The 17,616-nt window shown below is 70.4% G+C and carries 18 protein-coding genes; 10 read left to right on the top strand and 8 right to left on the bottom strand.

Features of this window, described 5'->3' with window-relative positions; all coding sequences use genetic code 11:
- Positions 1-145: 145 nt before the first annotated feature.
- Both murA and nadA read right to left on the bottom strand, forming a co-directional pair.
- On the bottom strand, positions 146-1,474 hold the full coding sequence (gene murA, locus AB0B35_RS15570; protein WP_361045508.1) for a UDP-N-acetylglucosamine 1-carboxyvinyltransferase: 1,329 nt from the start codon (positions 1,472-1,474) through the stop codon (positions 146-148).
- A gap of 142 nt (positions 1,475-1,616) precedes the next feature.
- The gene (nadA, locus tag AB0B35_RS15575; RefSeq protein ID WP_361045511.1) at positions 1,617-2,768 is read right to left on the bottom strand and encodes a quinolinate synthase NadA; all 1,152 of its coding nucleotides are present in this window, start codon (positions 2,766-2,768) and stop codon (positions 1,617-1,619) included.
- A gap of 125 nt (positions 2,769-2,893) precedes the next feature.
- On the opposite strand from nadA, the gene AB0B35_RS15580 reads away from it, so the two are divergent.
- Entirely contained in the window at positions 2,894-4,033 is a 1,140-nt protein-coding gene (locus tag AB0B35_RS15580) for a glycerate kinase (RefSeq protein ID WP_361045515.1), read from the top strand.
- A 104-nt stretch (positions 4,034-4,137) separates the two neighbouring features.
- Here AB0B35_RS15580 and AB0B35_RS15585 read toward each other — a convergent pair whose 3' ends face one another.
- Complete coding sequence (locus tag AB0B35_RS15585; RefSeq protein ID WP_361045518.1) at positions 4,138-5,625, bottom strand: MFS transporter; 1,488 nt, start codon at positions 5,623-5,625, stop codon at positions 4,138-4,140.
- A gap of 85 nt (positions 5,626-5,710) precedes the next feature.
- Between AB0B35_RS15585 and AB0B35_RS15590 the strand changes: the two genes are divergently transcribed.
- The 3 genes from AB0B35_RS15590 to AB0B35_RS15600 all read left to right on the top strand — a co-directional run bounded on the left by AB0B35_RS15590 (position 5,711) and on the right by AB0B35_RS15600 (position 7,642).
- Positions 5,711-6,085, top strand: a complete 375-nt coding sequence (locus AB0B35_RS15590) for a MarR family transcriptional regulator (RefSeq protein ID WP_361045520.1) — start codon at positions 5,711-5,713, stop codon at positions 6,083-6,085.
- Between the two features lie 101 nt (positions 6,086-6,186).
- Entirely contained in the window at positions 6,187-6,540 is a 354-nt protein-coding gene (locus AB0B35_RS15595) for an iron-sulfur cluster assembly accessory protein (RefSeq protein ID WP_360537358.1), read from the top strand.
- A gap of 127 nt (positions 6,541-6,667) precedes the next feature.
- A complete protein-coding gene (locus AB0B35_RS15600) occupies positions 6,668-7,642 on the top strand; it encodes a carbohydrate kinase family protein (RefSeq protein WP_361045522.1) in 975 nt (324 codons plus the stop codon).
- Between the two features lie 205 nt (positions 7,643-7,847).
- On the opposite strand, the gene AB0B35_RS15605 is transcribed toward AB0B35_RS15600, so the two are convergent.
- Positions 7,848-8,087, bottom strand: a complete 240-nt coding sequence (locus tag AB0B35_RS15605) for a sulfurtransferase TusA family protein (protein ID WP_360537275.1) — start codon at positions 8,085-8,087, stop codon at positions 7,848-7,850.
- Entirely contained in the window at positions 8,084-9,220 is a 1,137-nt protein-coding gene (locus tag AB0B35_RS15610) for an aminotransferase class V-fold PLP-dependent enzyme (protein WP_361045524.1), read from the bottom strand. The genes AB0B35_RS15605 and AB0B35_RS15610 overlap by 4 nt, the downstream gene beginning before the upstream one ends.
- 275 nt (positions 9,221-9,495) lie before the next feature.
- On the opposite strand from AB0B35_RS15610, the gene coxB reads away from it, so the two are divergent.
- On the top strand, positions 9,496-10,320 hold the full coding sequence (gene coxB / locus AB0B35_RS15615) for a cytochrome c oxidase subunit II (protein ID WP_361045847.1): 825 nt from the start codon (positions 9,496-9,498) through the stop codon (positions 10,318-10,320).
- A 10-nt stretch (positions 10,321-10,330) separates the two neighbouring features.
- Complete coding sequence (locus AB0B35_RS15620) at positions 10,331-10,756, top strand: cytochrome c oxidase subunit 4 (RefSeq protein ID WP_361045526.1); 426 nt, start codon at positions 10,331-10,333, stop codon at positions 10,754-10,756.
- 74 nt (positions 10,757-10,830) lie between these two features.
- Here AB0B35_RS15620 and trpD read toward each other — a convergent pair whose 3' ends face one another.
- Genes trpD through AB0B35_RS15635 form a run of 3 tightly spaced genes read right to left on the bottom strand, consistent with a single transcriptional unit; the run spans position 10,831 to position 13,354 of the window.
- Positions 10,831-11,928 carry an anthranilate phosphoribosyltransferase gene (trpD, locus tag AB0B35_RS15625; protein WP_360537281.1) on the bottom strand — a complete coding sequence of 366 codons (1,098 nt, stop codon included), beginning with the start codon at positions 11,926-11,928 and terminating at the stop codon, positions 10,831-10,833.
- 41 nt (positions 11,929-11,969) lie between these two features.
- Complete coding sequence (locus AB0B35_RS15630) at positions 11,970-12,362, bottom strand: hypothetical protein (RefSeq protein ID WP_360537283.1); 393 nt, start codon at positions 12,360-12,362, stop codon at positions 11,970-11,972.
- Positions 12,359-13,354: a cytochrome c oxidase assembly protein gene (locus tag AB0B35_RS15635; protein ID WP_361045850.1), complete on the bottom strand. Its 996-nt coding sequence runs from the start codon at positions 13,352-13,354 to the stop codon at positions 12,359-12,361. Before AB0B35_RS15635 ends, AB0B35_RS15630 begins: the two co-directional genes overlap by 4 nt.
- Before the next feature lie 129 nt (positions 13,355-13,483).
- Between AB0B35_RS15635 and AB0B35_RS15640 the strand changes: the two genes are divergently transcribed.
- From AB0B35_RS15640 to AB0B35_RS15655, 4 genes are read left to right on the top strand one after another with little or no spacing between them, the layout of a single operon-like run.
- The gene (locus AB0B35_RS15640; protein WP_120316188.1) at positions 13,484-14,089 is read left to right on the top strand and encodes a heme-copper oxidase subunit III; all 606 of its coding nucleotides are present in this window, start codon (positions 13,484-13,486) and stop codon (positions 14,087-14,089) included.
- Positions 14,090-14,097: 8 nt separating this feature from the next.
- Positions 14,098-14,910: a c-type cytochrome gene (locus AB0B35_RS15645; protein WP_361045529.1), complete on the top strand. Its 813-nt coding sequence runs from the start codon at positions 14,098-14,100 to the stop codon at positions 14,908-14,910.
- Entirely contained in the window at positions 14,907-15,983 is a 1,077-nt protein-coding gene (locus tag AB0B35_RS15650) for a Rieske 2Fe-2S domain-containing protein (RefSeq protein ID WP_361045531.1), read from the top strand. Before AB0B35_RS15645 ends, AB0B35_RS15650 begins: the two co-directional genes overlap by 4 nt.
- Positions 15,984-15,985: 2 nt before the next feature.
- Positions 15,986-17,572: a cytochrome b N-terminal domain-containing protein gene (locus AB0B35_RS15655; protein WP_360537289.1), complete on the top strand. Its 1,587-nt coding sequence runs from the start codon at positions 15,986-15,988 to the stop codon at positions 17,570-17,572.
- Positions 17,573-17,616: the final 44 nt, after the last annotated feature.

Below are 17,616 nucleotides of genomic sequence, written 5' to 3' on the forward strand. Positions count from 1 at the left end.
CTGATGTTGAACGTGCCGGAGAACGTGATGGTCTTCGTCCCGGACGAGTTGATCTCGCTGAGGAACTGGGACGCGCTGGTCACGTTGACCGTGCTATACGAAAAACAGGGTGCCCGTGGGGCGGGTGGTGCCGGTGGTGCGGGTGTCAGCGGGAGACGGTGGCGCCGAGGCCGGCGAGCTTGGCCTCGAAGTCCTCGTAGCCGCGGTTGATCAGGTCGACGCCGTGCACCCGGGAGGTGCCCTCGGCGGCCAGGGCCGCGATCAGGTGGCTGAAGCCCGCCCGCAGGTCCGGGATGACCAGGTCGGTGGCGTGCAGCTTGGCCGGGCCGGCGATGACGGCGGAGTGGCGGAAGCCCATCCGGCCGAACCGGCACGGGGTGCCGCCGAGGCAGTCCTGGAACACCTGGATGTGCGCGCCCATCTGGTTCAGCGCGCTGGTGTAGCCGAAGCGCTTCTCGTACACCGTCTCGTGCACCACGGACAGGCCGTTGGCCTGGGTCAGCGCCACGACCAGCGGCTGCTGCCAGTCGGTCATGAAGCCGGGGTGCACGTCGGTCTCCAGCGCGACGGGGCGCAGGTCGCCGCCGGGGTGCCAGAAGCGGATGCCGCCGTCGACCGGGTTGTCGTCGATCTCGAACTCGCCGCCGATGGACCGGAAGACGTTGAGGTACGTCGTCATGTCGGCCTGGCGGGCGCCCTTGACGGTGATGTCGCCCCGGGTGGCCAGCGCGGCCGAGGCCCAGCTCGCGGCCTCGATGCGGTCCGGGATGGGCCGGTGCGAGAACCCGCCCAGGCGCGGCACGCCCTCGATCTCGATCACCCGGTTGGTGTGCACCTTGATGATCGCGCCCATCTTCTGCAGGATGCAGATCAGGTCGATGATCTCGGGCTCGACCGCGGCGTTGCTCAGCTCGGTGACGCCCTCGGCGCGTACGGCGGTGAGCAGGATCTGCTCGGTCGCGCCGACCGACGGGTAGTTCAGCTCGTACTTGATGCCGTGCAGGCCGTCCGGGGCGGACAGGTGCAGGCCTTCGGGCGTCTTGTCGACGACCGCGCCGAAGCGCCGCAGCGCCTCCAGGTGGTAGTCGATCGGGCGCGGGCCGATGTGGCAGCCGCCCAGGTCCGGGATGAACGCGTGGCCGAGCCGGTGCAGCAGCGGGCCGCACAGCAGGATCGGGATCCGGCTGGACCCGGCGTGCACGTTGATCTCGTCGATGCCGGCGCGCTCGACGTTGGAGGGGTCGAACAGCAGCTCCCCGTCGAGCTGGCCGTTGCTCACCTTGACGCCGTGCAGTTCCAGGAGACCGCGCACGATCTCCACGTCGCGGATGCGCGGGACGTCGTACATGCGGCTCGGGCTCTCGCCCAGCACGGTGGCGACCATGGCTTTGGAGACCAGATTCTTGGCCCCGCGGACCCGCACCTCGCCCTTGAGCGGGCTACCTCCGCTGACGATGAGCACGTCGTCCGACAAGGCGACCTCCTGGGTGTGGCGCGCGTGAAAAGCAAACCCCGGCAGCATAGCGCTGCGTGATGTGTGACGGAACACGGGAAGCTTAAATGAGCACGAGCACCGCGATTCGGACGCGGTGCTCGCACTCAGAGTAATCAGTCGCCTACGGCAGTGCCAGCATCTGGTCCAGCGCCACCCGAGCGTGGTGCGCGGTGTCGGGGTCGACCGTGATCTGGTTGGGCACCCGGCCCGCGACCAGCTCCTCCAGCGCCCAGACCAGGTGCGGCAGGTCGATGCGGTTCATCGTGGAGCAGTAGCAGACCGTCTTCTCCAGGAACATGACCTGCTTGTCCGGGTGTGCGGCGGCCAGCCGCCGGACCAGGTTCAGCTCGGTGCCCACGGCCCACGCGGAGCCGGGTTCGGCCGCCTCCAGCTTCTTGATGATGTACTCCGTCGAGCCCACGTAGTCGGCGGCGGTGACCACCTCGTGCCGGCACTCCGGGTGCACCAGGATGTTGACGCCCGGCACCTGCTCGCGCACGGCCTGCACGTTCTCCAGGGTGAACCGGCCGTGCACCGAGCAGTGCCCGCGCCACAGGATCATCTTGGCGTCGCGCAGCTGCTGGTCGGTCAGGCCGCCGTTGGGCTTGTGCGGGTCGTAGAGCACGCAGTCGTCGAGCGAGTAGCCCATCTCCAGCACCGCGGTGTTGCGCCCCAGGTGCTGGTCCGGCAGGAACAACACCTTCTCACCCTGGGCGTACGCCCAGTCCAGCGCGCGCTTGGCATTGGAGGAGGTGCAGACCACGCCGCCGTTGCGGCCGACGAAGCCCTTGATGTCGGCGGAGGAGTTCATGTAGGTGACGGGCACCACGGAGTCCGCGATGCCGAGGTCGCTCAGCAGGTCCCAGCACTGCTCGACCTGCTCCAGCACGGCCATGTCGGCCATGGAGCAGCCGGCGGCCAGGTCCGGCAGGACCACGCGCTGGGTCTCGGAGGTGAGGATGTCGGCCGACTCGGCCATGAAGTGCACGCCGCAGAACACGATGAACTCGGCGTCGGGCCGGGCCGCGGCCTCGCGGGCCAGCTTGAACGAGTCGCCGGTCACGTCGGCGAACTGGATGACCTCGTCGCGCTGGTAGTGGTGGCCGAGGACGAAGACCCGGTCACCGAGCGCGGCCTTGGCGGCGGCGGCACGCTCGACCAGCCCGGGGTCGCTGGGCGCGGGCAGGTCGCCCGGACAGTCGACGCCGCGTTCGGAGTTCGAGTCCTTGCCGCGGCCGAGCAGCAGCAGTACGGGAGCAGTCACGCCTCCCATCGTCGCACCAACCGGGCGGGACAGGCTCGCCCGCACGGCTGTGGCCTGCCCCACGGCGGCCGGGGCGTGGGACGCGGTCACGCCGGTCGCCCATACGGCCGGGGCGGGTCACTATCGTGCAGCCCATGCGAGTGTTGATCTGTCCCGACAAGTTCGCCGGCACCCTCACCGCGGTGGAGGCGGCGCAGGCCGTCGCCGAAGGCTGGCGGGAGGCCGCCGCGGCCGACGAGCTGATCTGCCGCCCCATCGCCGACGGCGGCCCCGGCTTCGTCGAGGTGTTGCACGCCTCGATCGGCGGCGAGCTGGTCGAGGTCGACACGACCGATCCGCTGGGCCGCCCGGTCCTCGGCGCGGTGCTGCTGGCCGGGGACGGGGCGGGCACGGCGTACGTCGAGAGCGCCCAGGCCTGCGGCCTGCACCTGGTCGAACCGGGGGAGCGGGACCCGAAAGTCACCTCCTCGTACGGCCTGGGCGCGCTGATCGAGGCCGCGGTCGCGCACGGCGCCCGGCGCGTGGTGATCGGGCTCGGCGGCTCGGCCACCAACGACGGCGGCGCGGGGCTGCTCGCGGCCCTCGGCGCGGTCGGCCTGGACGCCGCGGGCGAACCACTGGCCCCCGGCGGCGCGGCCCTGACCACCTGCGCGTCCCTCACCCTCGGCGAAGGGGCCGGCCTGCTCCCGGACGGCGTCGAGCTGATCGCCGCGACCGACGTGGACAACCCGTTGACCGGCCTGCACGGCGCGTCGGCGGTGTACGGCCCGCAGAAGGGCGCGACCCCGCAGGACGTGACGCTGCTCGACGCCGCCCTGGCCAACTGGGCCGCGGTGCTGGAGCGGGAACTGCCCGGGTGCCCGGCGAAGCTCGCCGAGCTGCCCGGCGGCGGCGCGGCGGGCGGGCTCGGTTCGGCGATCCTGGCCCTGGGCGGCACGGTCGCCTCCGGCATCGACCTGGTCCGCGAGCTGACCGGCCTGGACGAGGTGCTGGAGAACGTCGACCTGGTGATCACGGGCGAGGGCTCGTTCGACCACCAGTCGCTGCGCGGCAAGGCCATCTCCGGCCTGGCCGGCGCGGCCCGCGACCTCGGCATCCCGTGCGTGGTGCTGGCCGGCCGGGTCACCACCGGCCGCCGCGAGCAGGGCGCGGCCGGCGTCACCGAGGCCCACGCCCTGGTCGACCACTTCGGCAGCGTCGACCTCGCCCTCGCCGAACCCGCCCGCGGCCTCCGCGAACTCTCCACCCGCCTGGCCCACCAGTGGTCCCGCTGACCCGAAGCAAAGGAAGGGCACCTTCCCATCGCTACGCGTAGAGGAAGGTGCCCTTCTTAACACCGGTGTCGGCGATGATCGCCGGTCGGCGGTGAAACCTCTGGTCAGGCCGCACCTTCTGACACGAGATACCGATCATCCTCACGCGTCGCCCGGTTGCCGGCGTGGCGGCCGGGCCGCCGACCCAGCACGGCGGCCAGCAGGCCGAGCAGCGAGATCGCGGTGACCAGGCCGATGGCGGGCACGAAGGTGTCCGGCAGCCGCCCCGGTTCGATGGCCCCGCCGCCGACCACCGCGCTGGTGACGGCCAGCGCGATCGCGCCGCCGACCTGGAACGAGCTCTGCACCAGCCCGGAGGCCAGCCCCTGCTCGTCGTCGGCGACGCCGTTGGTCGCCTGCACGTTCAGGGCCGAGAAGCTCAGCGCGAAGCCCAGCCCGAGCAGCAGCGCGGTCGGCAGGATCACGGTGAGGAACTCCGGCTCCGGCCCGGCCCGCAGGAACAGGGCGTACGCGGCGACGAACGCGACCATGCCCAGGGCGATCAGCCGCCGGGTGCCGTACCGCGTGATCAGCCTGCCGACGACCGGGCCGGAACTCGCCACGATGACCCCGGCGGGCAGCAGCGACAGCGCCATCTGCAGCGGAGACCAGCCCAGCACGTTCTGCAGGTACAGCGCGACGATGAACTGGAAGCTCAGGTAACCGCCGGACACCGCCATCGCGGTGAGGTCGGCCCGGACCAGGCTGCGGTTGGCGAAGATGCCCAGCCGCACCAGCGGGTGCGCGACCGTGCGCTCGGCGATCACGAAAGCGGCGGCCAGTGCCACGACCAGGGCCAGCGAGCCGAGGGTGCGCAGCGAGGTCCAGCCCGCCTCGGGCGCGTTGACGACGGTGAACACGAGCAGCAGCAGCGCGCCGGTGGAGGTGGCCGCGCCGAGCACGTCGTAGCCGCCGGGGTTGCGCGCGCCGTCGCGCGGGATCAGCCGCAGGCCCGCGATCAGGGCGAGCACCGCCAGCGGTGCGGGCAGCAGGAAGGTGACCCGCCAGTCGATCTCGGTGAGCAGGCCGCCCAGGATCAGGCCGGAGGAGAAGCCGCTGGCCCCGAAGACGGTGTAGATGCCCAGCGCCCGGTTGCGCACCGGTCCCTCACGGAAGGTCGTGGTCAGGATGGACAGGCCGGCCGGCGCGGTGAACGCCGCGGCCAGGCCTTTGACGAACCGGGTCGCGATGAGCAGCGTGCCGTCCTCGACCAGGCCGCCGAGCACGGACGCGCCGGCGAACACGGCCAGGGCGATCAGCAGCACCCGGCGGCGGCCGAGCAGGTCGGCCGTGCGCCCGCCGAGCAGGAGCAGCCCGCCGTAGCCGAGCACGTAGGCGCTGACGATCCACTGCAGCGTCGCGGTGGACAGGCCCAGGTCGGACTGGATGGCGGGCAGGGTCACGCCGACCATCGAGACGTCGAGGCCGTCGAGGAAGAGCACCGCGCACAGCACCAGCAGCGTGCCCCACAGCCGCGGGGTCCAGCGCTGGTCCGCGGGGGCCGGAGAGGAGGTGCCAGGGGCAGGTGGCGACAGCGTCGCGGTGGAGGACATGGTCGGTACGTTAGTTGCACGTGCATTGAATGCGCAAGCATAAAATGCGTTCACATTTACTGCGTCTGCATGTTAAGCTCCGCGCATGCCCGACGAGGTGGCCGTGAAGGCGTGGCGAGAGCTGTCCCGGCAGTACGCGGCTCTCTCCTGCGCCCTGGAGAGCGCGCTGCAGGAACAGCACCAGCTCGGCATGAGCGAGTTCGAAGTGCTGGACCGGCTCGTCGGCGCGACGGACTGCACCGGGCTGCGCATGCAGGAACTCGGCGAGCAGATCCACCTCAGCCAGAGCGCGCTGTCGCGCACCGTCGCCCGGCTGGAGAAGGACGGGCTGGTGGAGCGGCAGCTCTGCACCTCCGACCGGCGCGGGGTGTTCGTGCACCCCACCGACGCCGGGCGGGAACGGCACGCTGCGGCGCGGCCCACCCACCGCGCAGTCATCAACACCACACTGGGGCAGTAGCCCGTGAGGCGCTCTGGGGAATCAAACCGGGGCGCGCTAGCGTTACCTCGAAGGATTATCAGCACTTCACGCTTGGGGAGCACCACGTGACGACGCCCGACATCTCGACGCCCGACAGCAAGACGGACACCACCGGCATCAACCTCACCGAGGTCGCGGCCGGCAAGGTCAAGGCTCTGCTGGAGCAGGAGGGTCGCGATGACCTCCGGCTGCGGGTCGCGGTTCAGCCCGGTGGCTGCTCCGGCCTGCGTTACCAGCTCTTCTTCGACGAGCGTGAGCTCGACGGCGACATCGTCAAGGAGTTCGGCGGTGTCGAGGTCGTCGTCGACCGGATGAGCGCGCCGTACCTCGCGGGCGCGACCGTCGACTTCGCCGACCGCATCGACGCGCAGGGTTTCACCATCGACAACCCGAACGCCGGCGGCTCCTGCGCCTGCGGCGATTCGTTCCACTGAGCCTTTATCGCCGCCCGCTGTGGGCGACGACACAAGCGGCACTCCGGCCATGCCGGAGTGCCGCTGTCGTATGTGCGTCAACCGGTACGCTTTCCGCGCCCATCTTTCGCCGACCTGAAGGTCAACCATGAAGATCTGCGTTACCGGATCGATCGCCACGGATCACCTGATGCACTTCCCGGGCCGCTTCGCGGACCAGCTCATCGCCGACCAGCTGGACAAGGTCTCGCTGTCGTTCCTGGTCGACGACCTCGTGATCCGGCGTGGCGGCGTGGCGGCGAACATCGCCTTCGGCCTGGCCAAGCTGGGCCTGCAGCCGACCCTGGTCGGCGCGGTCGGCGCGGACTTCGCCGACTACCGCTCGTGGCTGGAGCGCAACGGGGTCGACTGTGACTCGGTGCACGTCAGTGAGGTGGCGCACACCGCCCGCTTCGTCTGCACCACCGACGAGGACCTGTGCCAGGTCGCCTCGTTCTACGCCGGCGCCATGAGCGAGGCCCGCAACATCGAGCTGTCCCCGGTGCACCAGCGCCTCGACGGCCTCGACCTGGTCATCGTCGGCGCGAACGACCCGGTGGCGATGGTGCGCCACTCGCAGGAGTGCCGCGACCGGGGGTACGCGTTCGCCGCTGACCCGTCGCAGCAGTTGGCCCGGATGAGCGGCGACGACGTGCTGCAACTCATCGACGGAGCGGAGTACCTGCTCACCAACGAGTACGAGAACTCGCTGCTGGAGCAGAAGACCGGTCTGACCTCGGACGAGGTGCTGGAGCGGGTCAAGGTGCGGGTCACCACGCTGGGCAAGAACGGCGTCCGGATCACCGGCCGCGACTTCGCGCCGATCCACGTTCCGGTCGCCCGCGAGATCCAGGTGTACGACCCGACGGGCGTCGGCGACGGCTTCCGGGCCGGCTTCTTCGCGGCGCTGTCCTGGGGCCAGGGCCTGGAGCGGGCCGCGCAGGTCGGCGCGCTGCTGGCCACGCTGGTCCTGGAGACCGTCGGCACCCAGGAGTACGACGTCGAGCCGGACAACTTCCTCAAGCGCCTGGCCGAGTCCTACGGCGACGCCGTCGCCGCCGACATCCGGCCCCACCTGAACTGACCTGCCCCGAAGGGCGATCGACGTCGGCGTGGGGCGTTGCCCCGCGCCGACTTTGCTCTGCACCCATTCGCTTGCTCTGCACCCGAATACGCAAGGGCGCAGCGCCGTCGAGCGGGCGCCGTGTTGCGTCGGTGGGTGCAGAGCAAGCTTTTGGGTGCAGAGCAAATGCGCACGGGACCGATACCTGGCCAGGCGCGGAGCGGACTCAGCTGAGGCGGCGGACGTCGAACGCGGGGGAGCCGTCGACGGAGACCGCGCCGAGGTACTCCTGGGCACGCATACGGCACCACGCGGGGACGTCCACGGCGGCGGCCGGGTCGTCGGCGAGCACGCGTACGACCGCGCCGACCGGCACCGACGGCAGGCGCTTCGCCAGGGCGATCACCGGCAGTGGACAGCGCTGCCCCAGGCAGTCCAGTACGTCGACCGGGGTGTCCGGGTTCACATGCCCACCTCCGCCCGCAGCGCGGCGACGATGCCGGGCAGTTCGGCGAGGAAACGTTCCACCTGGTCGGCGGTGGTGTCGCGGTGCAGCGACAGCCGGATGTTGCCGTGGGTCAGCACGCCCATCGCGGCGAGCACGTGGCTCGGCCGCAGGGTGGACGACGTGCAGGCCGAACCGGAGGACACCGCGAAACCGCGCCGATCGAGGGCGGTGAGCAGTGCTTCGCCGTCGACGTACAGGCAGGAGAAGGTGACGATGTGCGGCAGCCGGTCGGCCGGGTCGCCCACGATCTCCACGTCGGGAACGATCGCCGCGACGGTGGCGCGGACGTGGTCGACCAGGCCGGACAGGCGTTTTGATTCCTGTGCCGCGGTCTCGTGCACCGCATGCAGCGACGCGGCCGCCGCGAGGATCGCGGGCAGGTCGGGTGCCCCCGGGAAGCGGCCGGACTCCCGGTCGTCGGCCGGGTAGGGCGACACCCAGCGGGTTCCTTTGCGCACCACCAGCAGGCCGACCCCGGGCGGGCCGCCCCATTTGCGGGCCGAGCCGGTCAGCAGGGACCAGCCGTCCGGCACCGGAATCCGGCCCAGCGACTGGGCGGCGTCGACATACAGCGGCACGCCCGCCTCGCGGCACGCGGCCGCCGCGGCGGCGACCGGCTGCACCGTGCCGACCTCGTGGCTCGCGCTGATCAGTGCGGCGAGCGCCGCCCCGGGCGCGGACACGGCCGAGGTCCAGGCGTCGAGGTCGACCCGGCCGAGCAGATCCACCGGGACCTCGGCCTCGCCGCCGCCGTCGCGTACGTGCCGCTCGCCGGCGTGCAGCACGGCCGAGTGTTCGATCGCCGACCGGACCAGGGTCGCCCCGGCGCGCCGGCGGCCGGCCAGTCCACCCAGGACGGCGGCGTGCGCGGCGGTGCTGCCGCTGCTGGTGAAGGTCAGCTCGTCCGGGCGTACCCCCAGGACCTGCGCGATCGTGGCGCGGGCCGCGTCGAGCAGCAGGCGGGCGCGGCGGGCCTGCGTGTAGAGCTTGCCCGGGTCGGCCCAGCCGTCGTCGAGCGCGCCGAGCAGCGCCTCGCGTGCGGCCGGGTGCAGCGGCGTCGCCGTCGCCGCATCGAAATACGCGCCGCGCACGTCTTCGCCCTGATCGATTGGTCCGGCCTGCCGGGGATCTCCCACCCCTCGACGGTATCGTGATCTAGCGGTGACGGCAGTCGTCGCCGTCACCGAATCCCGCGGACACGCCGGATCACCGGGCCGACCCCAGGCCCGGCCGGGGCCCCGGGGTGAAGTACTCTGCGACCGTCGGTCACGCCCCTCACCGGTGCGTCCGAAGGTGGCGCTGCTAAGGGAGGCAGGAGCAGGTGGTCGCAACACGAGCCCGCAGGCGAGCCGTCGGCTTGAGCGCGATGGCGGTCATCACGGTGACCCTGCTCGCGGGGTGCAACGTCGGCGCGGCGTTCGATGGATTCGGCTGGCCCCAGGGCGGCATCACCCAGCAGTCCGAGCGGATGTACGACCTGTGGGTCGGTTCGGTCGTCGCGGCCTTCGCCGTGGGCTTCTTCGTCTGGGGTCTGATCTTCTGGTGCGTGGCGGCCTACCGCCGCAAGCGCGGTGACGCCGACCTGCCCACGCAGACGCGGTTCAACCTGCCGATCGAGATCCTCTACACGGTGCTGCCGTTCCTGGTGATCGCGGTGCTGTTCTACTACACCGCCGTCGTGCAGACCGACGTCAACAAGCTGACCAAGAACCCGGACGCCACCGTCGAGGTCGTCGCGTTCAAGTGGAACTGGCAGTTCAACTACCTCTCCAGCCCCGAGGTGGACGCCGAGAAGGTGGAGAGCACGCCCGGCGACAGCAACTACATCCCGGTCGTGGTCGTGCCGGTCGGCAAGACGGTGCGCTTCGTCGAGCACAGCAACGACGTCATCCACTCGTTCTGGGTCCCGGAGCTGCTGTTCAAGCGCGACGTGTTCCCCGGCAACGTGATCAACCAGTTCGAAGTGAACGTCACCCAGACGGGCAGCTACGTCGGCCGGTGCGCCGAGCTGTGCGGCACGTACCACTCGATGATGAACTTCGAGCTGCGGGCCGTGACGCCGGAGAAGTACGCGCAGTTCGTGGCGGCGCTGAAGGCGGGCAAGAGCACTCCCGAGGCGCTGACCGCGATCGGCGAGACGCCCTACGCCACGACGACGACTCCGTTCCCGACCCTGCGCACCGCGAACTGAGGCTGGAGACATGAAGACCGAATACCGCATCTTCGTCGGCGTCGCGCTGTTCCTGATCGTCACCGCGGTGGTCTACGGCTGGTGGACGGACCTGTCCATGGGCGGGATCGAGTGGATCGGCACCACCGCGCTGGCGCTGTCGTTCCTGCTCTGCCTGATGTGCGGCGGCTACTTCTGGTTCGTCTCGCGCCGCATCGACCCGCGCCCGGAGGACCGGCTCGACGCCGAGATCGCCGACGGCGCCGGCGAGCTGGGCTTCTTCAGCCCGGGCAGCTACTGGCCGTTCGGCATCGCGATGTCGGCGCTGATCGCCTCGCTCGGCCTGGTGTTCTGGATGTGGTGGCTGATCGCGCTCGGCATCGTGTGCGTGCTGCTGTCCACCTCGGCGATGCTGTTCGAGTACTACACCGGCACCCGCCGCACCGCGGAGCACTGATCCTCCGCACCGAAAGCAAATGAAACCGGCCCCCTCCACAGCGGAGGGGGCCGGTTTCATTTCGTGAGTCTGCGCTACTGGGCGTACTTGGCAGCCGAGGCGGCGGCGATCCAGCGTTCCAGGGCCGCGGCCGCCGCGCCCGAGTCGACGGCCTCCGCGGCGCGGCGCATGTTCGCGTGCAGCGCGTCGGTCAGCTCCTCGACCAGCGAGTCCGCGTCGGCGGCTCCCGCGCCCTTGACCGCCCAGTCGTGGGCGGTCAGCCCGGCGGCGGTGTTGACGAGCACGGCGTCGCGCACCGGGCCGGTCTCCCCGCCGAGCAGGCGGCGCACGACGTCGGCGTTGAGCGACACGTCGCCGCCGCGCAGGTCCCCGGGAGCGGAACGGGCCACGCCGAGATCGGCGGCATCGATCGTGAGTGGGGTGACGCGCCCGCCACGAGCCACCCAGACGCGCGTGGGGGCGGCGGTGGTGAACTCGTCCAGGCCGTCCTCGCCGCACAGCACCAGGGCCGTGTCGCCGCGGTCGGCGAACACCTGCGCCATGACACCGGCCATCCGGACGTCGGCGCAGCCGATCGCGCCCGCGCGGGGCCGGGCGGGGTTGGTCAGCGGGCCGAGGAAGTTGAACGCGGTGGGCACGCCCAGCTCGCGGCGTACTCCGCCGGCGTGGCGCAGGCCCTGGTGGAACGTCGCGGCGAAGCAGAACGTGATGCCCGCCTCCTCGGCGACCGCGGCCACCTGCTCCGGGCTGAGGTCCAGCGGGATGCCGAGGAACTCCAGCACGTCCGCCGTGCCGCAGGAGGAGGAGGCGGCGCGGTTGCCGTGCTTGACCACGCGCGCGCCCGCGCCGGCGGCCACGATGGCGGACATCGTCGAGATGTTGACGGTGTGCGCCTGGTCGCCGCCGGTGCCGACCACGTCCAGGGTGGCTGTGCGCTGCTCGTCGGTCTGCGGCAGCGGGGCCGCGTTCGCCAGCATCGTGGCGACCAGGCCGGACACCTCACCGGCGGTCTCGCCCTTGGCCCGCAGCAGCAGCGCGAACCCGGCGATCTGCGCCGGTGTCGCCACGCCCGACATGATCTCGCCCATCGCCCAGGCCGTGTCGTCCGGCGTGAGCTCCTCGCGGCGCAGCAGCGCGCCGAGCAGGTGGGGCCAGGTGTTCCGGTCGCCCATCGGGCCTCCAGGGGTGAAGGGCGTGGCGCGCGGTGCTCGGGTCAGGCGGCCACGGTCTCGTCGTGCAGCAGGTTGGAGATGACCTTCGCGGTCTCGATCGGGTCGAGCGGGTGCACCAGCGTCGCGTCGACGCGGGCGTACGCCGCCAGCCAGCGGTCGGCCGAGCGGGCGATGACGACACAGCAGGGCGGGCACTCGTCGATCTCGTCCTTGAGCTGACGCGCCACGCCCAGGCCACCGCCCGGGGTCGCCTCGCCGTCCAGCACCAGCAGATCGATCTCGTAGTCGTCCACCAGCTTGACGCACTCGGCGTAGGTGGACGCCTCGACGAACTCGACATCGAGGTCGGGCGCCGGGTGCTCGCCGATGGCCAGCCGCATCCGGTCGCGGACCTGCGGGTCGTCGCTGTAGAGCAGGACGGTCTTGGTACTCATGCGCTCATCCTAAGCGGTGAAGTGATCTCGTGGTCGTGCGGTGCGCCGTCCGCGTCGACCTGCGCCGACCCGGCCGCCGCGGCGGCTTCCGCGGCGGCCTGTGCGGCCTCCTCGCGGTCGAGTTGGCGGTCGATGCGGGCGGCCTCCTGGCGGGACTGCTTGATCCACTGGACGACGAGGACCGCGAGCATGGTGACCGAGACCAGCTCACCGCCGGCCCAGAGCACGCCGCCGGCCGTCACCTGGTCGGCCCAGGGGTCCATCCAGGACAGGTTCAGCGAGGGGTACCAGTCGCCGCCGAGGAGGGTCTTCTGCTGCATGATGGTGAGCCCGAGCACGGTGTGAAACGGGACACTCAACAGCATCAGCAGCGCGCGGGCCGGATACGGCCAGCGTCCCGGCAGCGGATCGCGGCCCAGCAGGGGCCAGAAGAACAGGCACCCGGTGGCGATGAAGTGCGCGTGCATGATCTCGTGCAGCCACTCGTGGCGCAGCGTCTGCTCGTACAGGCTGGTGAAATACAACGCGAACGGGTTGGCCACGAAGATGCCGAAAGCCACCAGCGGATTCGCCAGCACCGCGGCGGCCTTGCTGTGCAGCACCGCCAGCAGGGTGCGGCGGGAGCGGGCGGGCAGCGTGCGCAGGGCCAGCGTGACCGGCGCGCCCAGGGCCAGGAAGATCGGCGCGACCATGGACAGCGCCATGTGCTGCAGCATGTGCACCGACAGCAGCGTGGTGTCGTATCCGCCGATGCCGCTCACCGTGACCAGGGCCAGCGTGCCCAGGCCGGGGCCGAGGAAGGCGATGGTGCGCCCCACCGGCCACCGGTCGCCGCGCATCCGCAGCCGGTGCGTGCCGTAGAGATAAAGCGCACCCGCCAGCAGCAGACCGACCGCGAGCCACGAGTCGAGCCGGGCGCCGGTCACCAGTGTCGCCACGGTGAACGGGGGAGTCTCGGCGGCCAAGGTCGCAACGTTCGAGGTCAGCGCGATGAAATGATCGACAGGCGGCACCACCCGAGGCTAGACCGTGCTCGTCGCGGGCGGTCCGGCGGGTCACGACACGCCGCCAACCAGGCACCCCGACGCTCGCCGATGCAGGTAGGGGGCAATAATGACCGCGTGACTGCCGCCTCAGCCATCGACAAGAGCAGGATCCACTCCCTGACCAGGCCCAACATGGTCAGCGTCGGGACGATCGTGTGGCTCTCCAGCGAACTCATGTTCTTCGCGGCGCTTTTCGCGATGTTCTTCGCGATCCGCGCCGCGGACTACGACCAGTGGATCCAGCACTCCCACGTGCTCAACCTCCCGTACGCGGTGTTCTTCACGACGATCCTGGTGCTGTCCTCCATCACCTGCCAGATCGGCGTCCTGCGCGCGGAGCGGGGTGACGTGTACGGGCTGCGGCTCTGGTTCACCATCACGTTCCTGATGGGCCTGACGTTCGTGCTCGGCCAGGTGAACGAGTACCGCGTGCTGGTCAGTGAGGGCATCAAGATCAACGCCGACGGGTTCGGCTCGATGTTCTACCTGACCACGGGCTTCCACGGCCTGCACGTGACAGGCGGTCTGATCGCCTTCATCATCTACATGATCCGCACCACCATGGGTCGGTTCACGCCGGCGCAGGCAACCTCGGCGATCGTCGTGTCGTACTACTGGCACTTCGTCGACGTGGTCTGGGTCGGCCTCTTCTTCATGATCTACCTGCTGGAGCGGATGTGAGCTCGGCTATGACACCAGACACCCCACGCCTGGCGGCGGGTGCGCCCAAGCAGCGCAGCCGGGTACGCCGGCGGCTGAACTCGGCGCTGCGCATGTTCGCCGCGCTGGTCTTCGCGGGCGGCATCTACGCGATCGTCGCGCCCGGCGGAGCCCAGGGCGCCGCCCCGCTCACCCCGGCCGCCGAGGCCGGCAAGGCGCTGTACGACGTGAGCTGCATCTCCTGCCACGGCGCGAACGCGCAGGGCGTCGAGGGACGCGGACCGAGCCTGATCGGCGTCGGCTCGGCGGCCGTGGAGTTCCAGGTGGAGACGGGCCGCATGCCGGCCGCCCGCCAGGAGGCCCAGGCGGAGCGCAAGGACCCGATGTTCACCAACGACCAGGCCCGGCAGCTCGGCGCCTTCATCCAGGAGCTGGGCGGCGGCCCGCAGCTCCCGGAGGGCGAGGACTTCGCGTCCAAGGGCGACATCGCCCGCGGCGGTGAGCTGTACCGGATCAACTGCTCGTCCTGCCACGCCTTCTCCGGCGGCGGCGGCGCGCTGTCCAGCGGCAAGTTCGCGCCGACCCTGGAGCCGGCCACCGACCGGCAGATCTACGCGGCCATGCTGACCGGCCCGCAGAACATGCCCGTCTTCGGTGACAACGAACTGACGCCGCAGGACAAGTTCGACATCATCGCCTACGTGCAGAACCTGAAGAGCGACAGCGACCCGGGTGGCTGGGGCCTGGGCCGTTTCGGCCCCGTGACCGAGGGTCTGGCGATCTTCCTGGTCGGCGTCGTGGCACTGGTCTTCGCAGCGCTGTGGATTGCGGGTAAGTCATGAGTGACACGAACACCCAGGTGCGCGACGCCGCGGGCGTCGACCTGGACAACCCGAACCTGACCCGGTTCGACATCGTGCGCGAGGGTGCGCGGCGCGACGGCGTGGAGATCGTCCACTACGAGGCGCAGTACCCGCCGGGCTCGAAGGGCGAGCGGCGCATGACTCGCATCGTCGCCTTCTTCTTCCTGCTCACCGGCATCATGTCGACCCTGTTCGTCATCGCCTTCATCTGGTGGCCGTGGGAGTACGAGCTGGGCCCGCACGCCAGCAAGTACTACACCCCGGTCCTCGGCCTGACCCTGGGCCTGGCCCTGGTCGGCGTCGGCCTGGGCATCCTCACCTGGGGCAAGAAGCTGCTCCCGCACGAGATCGCGATCCAGGAGCGGCACGACGGCCCGTCGGCACCGGAGGAGCAGAAGCTCACCGGCAACACGCTGCAGTTCGTCGGCGAGGAGATGGGCCTGGGCCGGCGGCCGGTCCTGAAGTGGTCGCTGCTGGGCCTGGCCCCGCTGGGGCTGGCGGCCGCGGCGGTGCCGATCGGCGCGCTGATCAAGGACCCGCACCACCCGGACATCCTGTTCAAGACCGGCTTCGCCGGCGCGACGCCGACCAACCCGATCCGGCTGATGCACGACGACGGCACGCTGGTGCGGCCGGAGCACGTGAGCACCGGCGGCCAGATCACGGTGTTCCCGAACATCCCGGGCGGGGCCAGCAACCACCACGCCGACTCGCCGACGCTGCTGATCCACCTGCGGGAGGACGACGCGGCGAAGCTGAACGGCCAGCTGTACACGATCAACCAGGGCAGCACCTGGAGCAGCTTCGTGGCGTACTCGAAGATCTGCACCCACGCGGGTTGCCCGGCGAGCCTGTACGAGCAGCAGACCAACCGCCTGCTCTGCCCGTGCCACCAGTCCCAGTTCCTCATCACCGACAACGCCCGGCCGATCTTCGGCCCGGCGACGCGGTCCCTGCCCATGCTGCCCATCAGCGTGGACAAGGAGGGCTACCTCGTGGCCACCGGCGACTACAAGGTGCCGGTCGGGCCGGCGTTCTGGGAGAAGGACTGACCATGAAGCGTCGCAAGGTTGACCTCAAAGCCCTCCCGGGCAAGACCGCCCAGGAGGTGGACACCCGGCTGCCCGTCGCCACCCCGCTGCGCGGCATGCTGAACAAGGTGTTCCCCGACCACTGGTCGTTCCTGCTCGGCGAGATCGCGCTGTTCTCGTTCATCATCCTGCTGCTGACCGGCACGTTCCTCGCGCTGTTCTTCGAGCCCTCGCTGCAGGAGGTGCACTACGACGGCTCGTACATCCCGCTGCAGGGCGTGCAGATGTCGCGGGCGTACGAGACGGCGTTGGACCTGTCGTTCGACGTGCGCGGCGGCCTGATCATGCGCCAGATGCACCACTGGGCGGCGCTGCTGTTCATGGCCGCGATCGTGGTGCACATGTTCCGGATCTTCATGACCGGCGCGTTCCGCAAGCCGCGCGAGCTCAACTGGATCATCGGTCTGAGCATGTTCTGGCTGGGCTTCACCGAGGGCTTCGCCGGCTACTCGCTGCCCGACGACGCGCTGTCCGGTACCGGCCTGCGCATCGCCTCGGCGATCATGCTGTCCATCCCGGTGATCGGCTCCTGGGTGACCACGTCGCTGTTCGGCGGCGAGTTCCCCGGCGAGATCATCCTGTCCCGCCTGTACATCCTGCACGTCTTCCTGCTGCCGCTGATCCTGCTCGCGCTGGTCAGCATCCACCTGGGCCTCGTCTTCATCCAGAAGCACACCCAGTGGCCGGGGCCGGGCCGGACGAACAACAACGTGGTCGGCGAGCGCTTCGTGCCGCGGTACACGATCAAGCAGGCCGGCTTCTTCATGCTCGTCTTCGCGGTCATCGCGCTGATGGGCGGCCTGTTCCAGATCAACCCGATCTGGCTGTTCGGCCCGTACGAAGCCGCGGTCGTCTCCGCGGGCAGCCAGCCCGACTGGTACGTCATGTTCCTCGACGGCTCGACCCGTCTGATGCCCGCCTGGGACATCAGATTCCTCGGGTACAACATCCCACCGCTGTTCTGGCCGACCGTGGTGCTCCCGGGCATCCTGACGGTGCTGCCCATGGCGTATCCGTGGATCGAGGCGCGCTGGAAGAAGGACAAGGCGTCGCACAACCTGCTCCAGCGCCCGCGTGACGTGCCGGACCGCACCGGTCTGGCCGCCATGGCACTGGCGTTCTACCTGGTGCTGACGATCTCCGGCGGCAACGACATCGTCGCCGACAAGTTCCACATCAGCCTGAACGCGATGACCTGGGCCGGCCGCATCGGCCTGCTGATCCTGCCGCCGCTGGCGTACTACTTCGCCCGCCGCCTCGCCCTGGGTCTGCAGCAGCACGACCGCGAGGTGCTGGCGCACGGCGTCGAGACCGGCATCATCAAGCGGCTGCCGGACGGGCGCTTCGTCGAGGTGCACCAGCCGCTGGCCGCGCCGGACGAGCACGGCCACACCGACCTGCCGTACGTCGGCTGGACGGTGCCGAAGAAGATGAACCGCCTCGGCGCGCTGGGTCCGGCCGTCCGCGGCTTCTTCCGGCCGATCGAGCAGCCGGCTCCGCCGCAGCAGGAGGAGCAGCCGCGCGAGGAGATCACGAGCGGCAAGAGCTGATCCGGCAACGGTTCCGCACGGTGCGAGGGCGTCCACCCGAGGTG

Source organism: Catellatospora sp. NPDC049133 (assembly GCF_040648455.1).
Lineage (GTDB): Bacteria > Actinomycetota > Actinomycetes > Mycobacteriales > Micromonosporaceae > Catellatospora > Catellatospora aurea.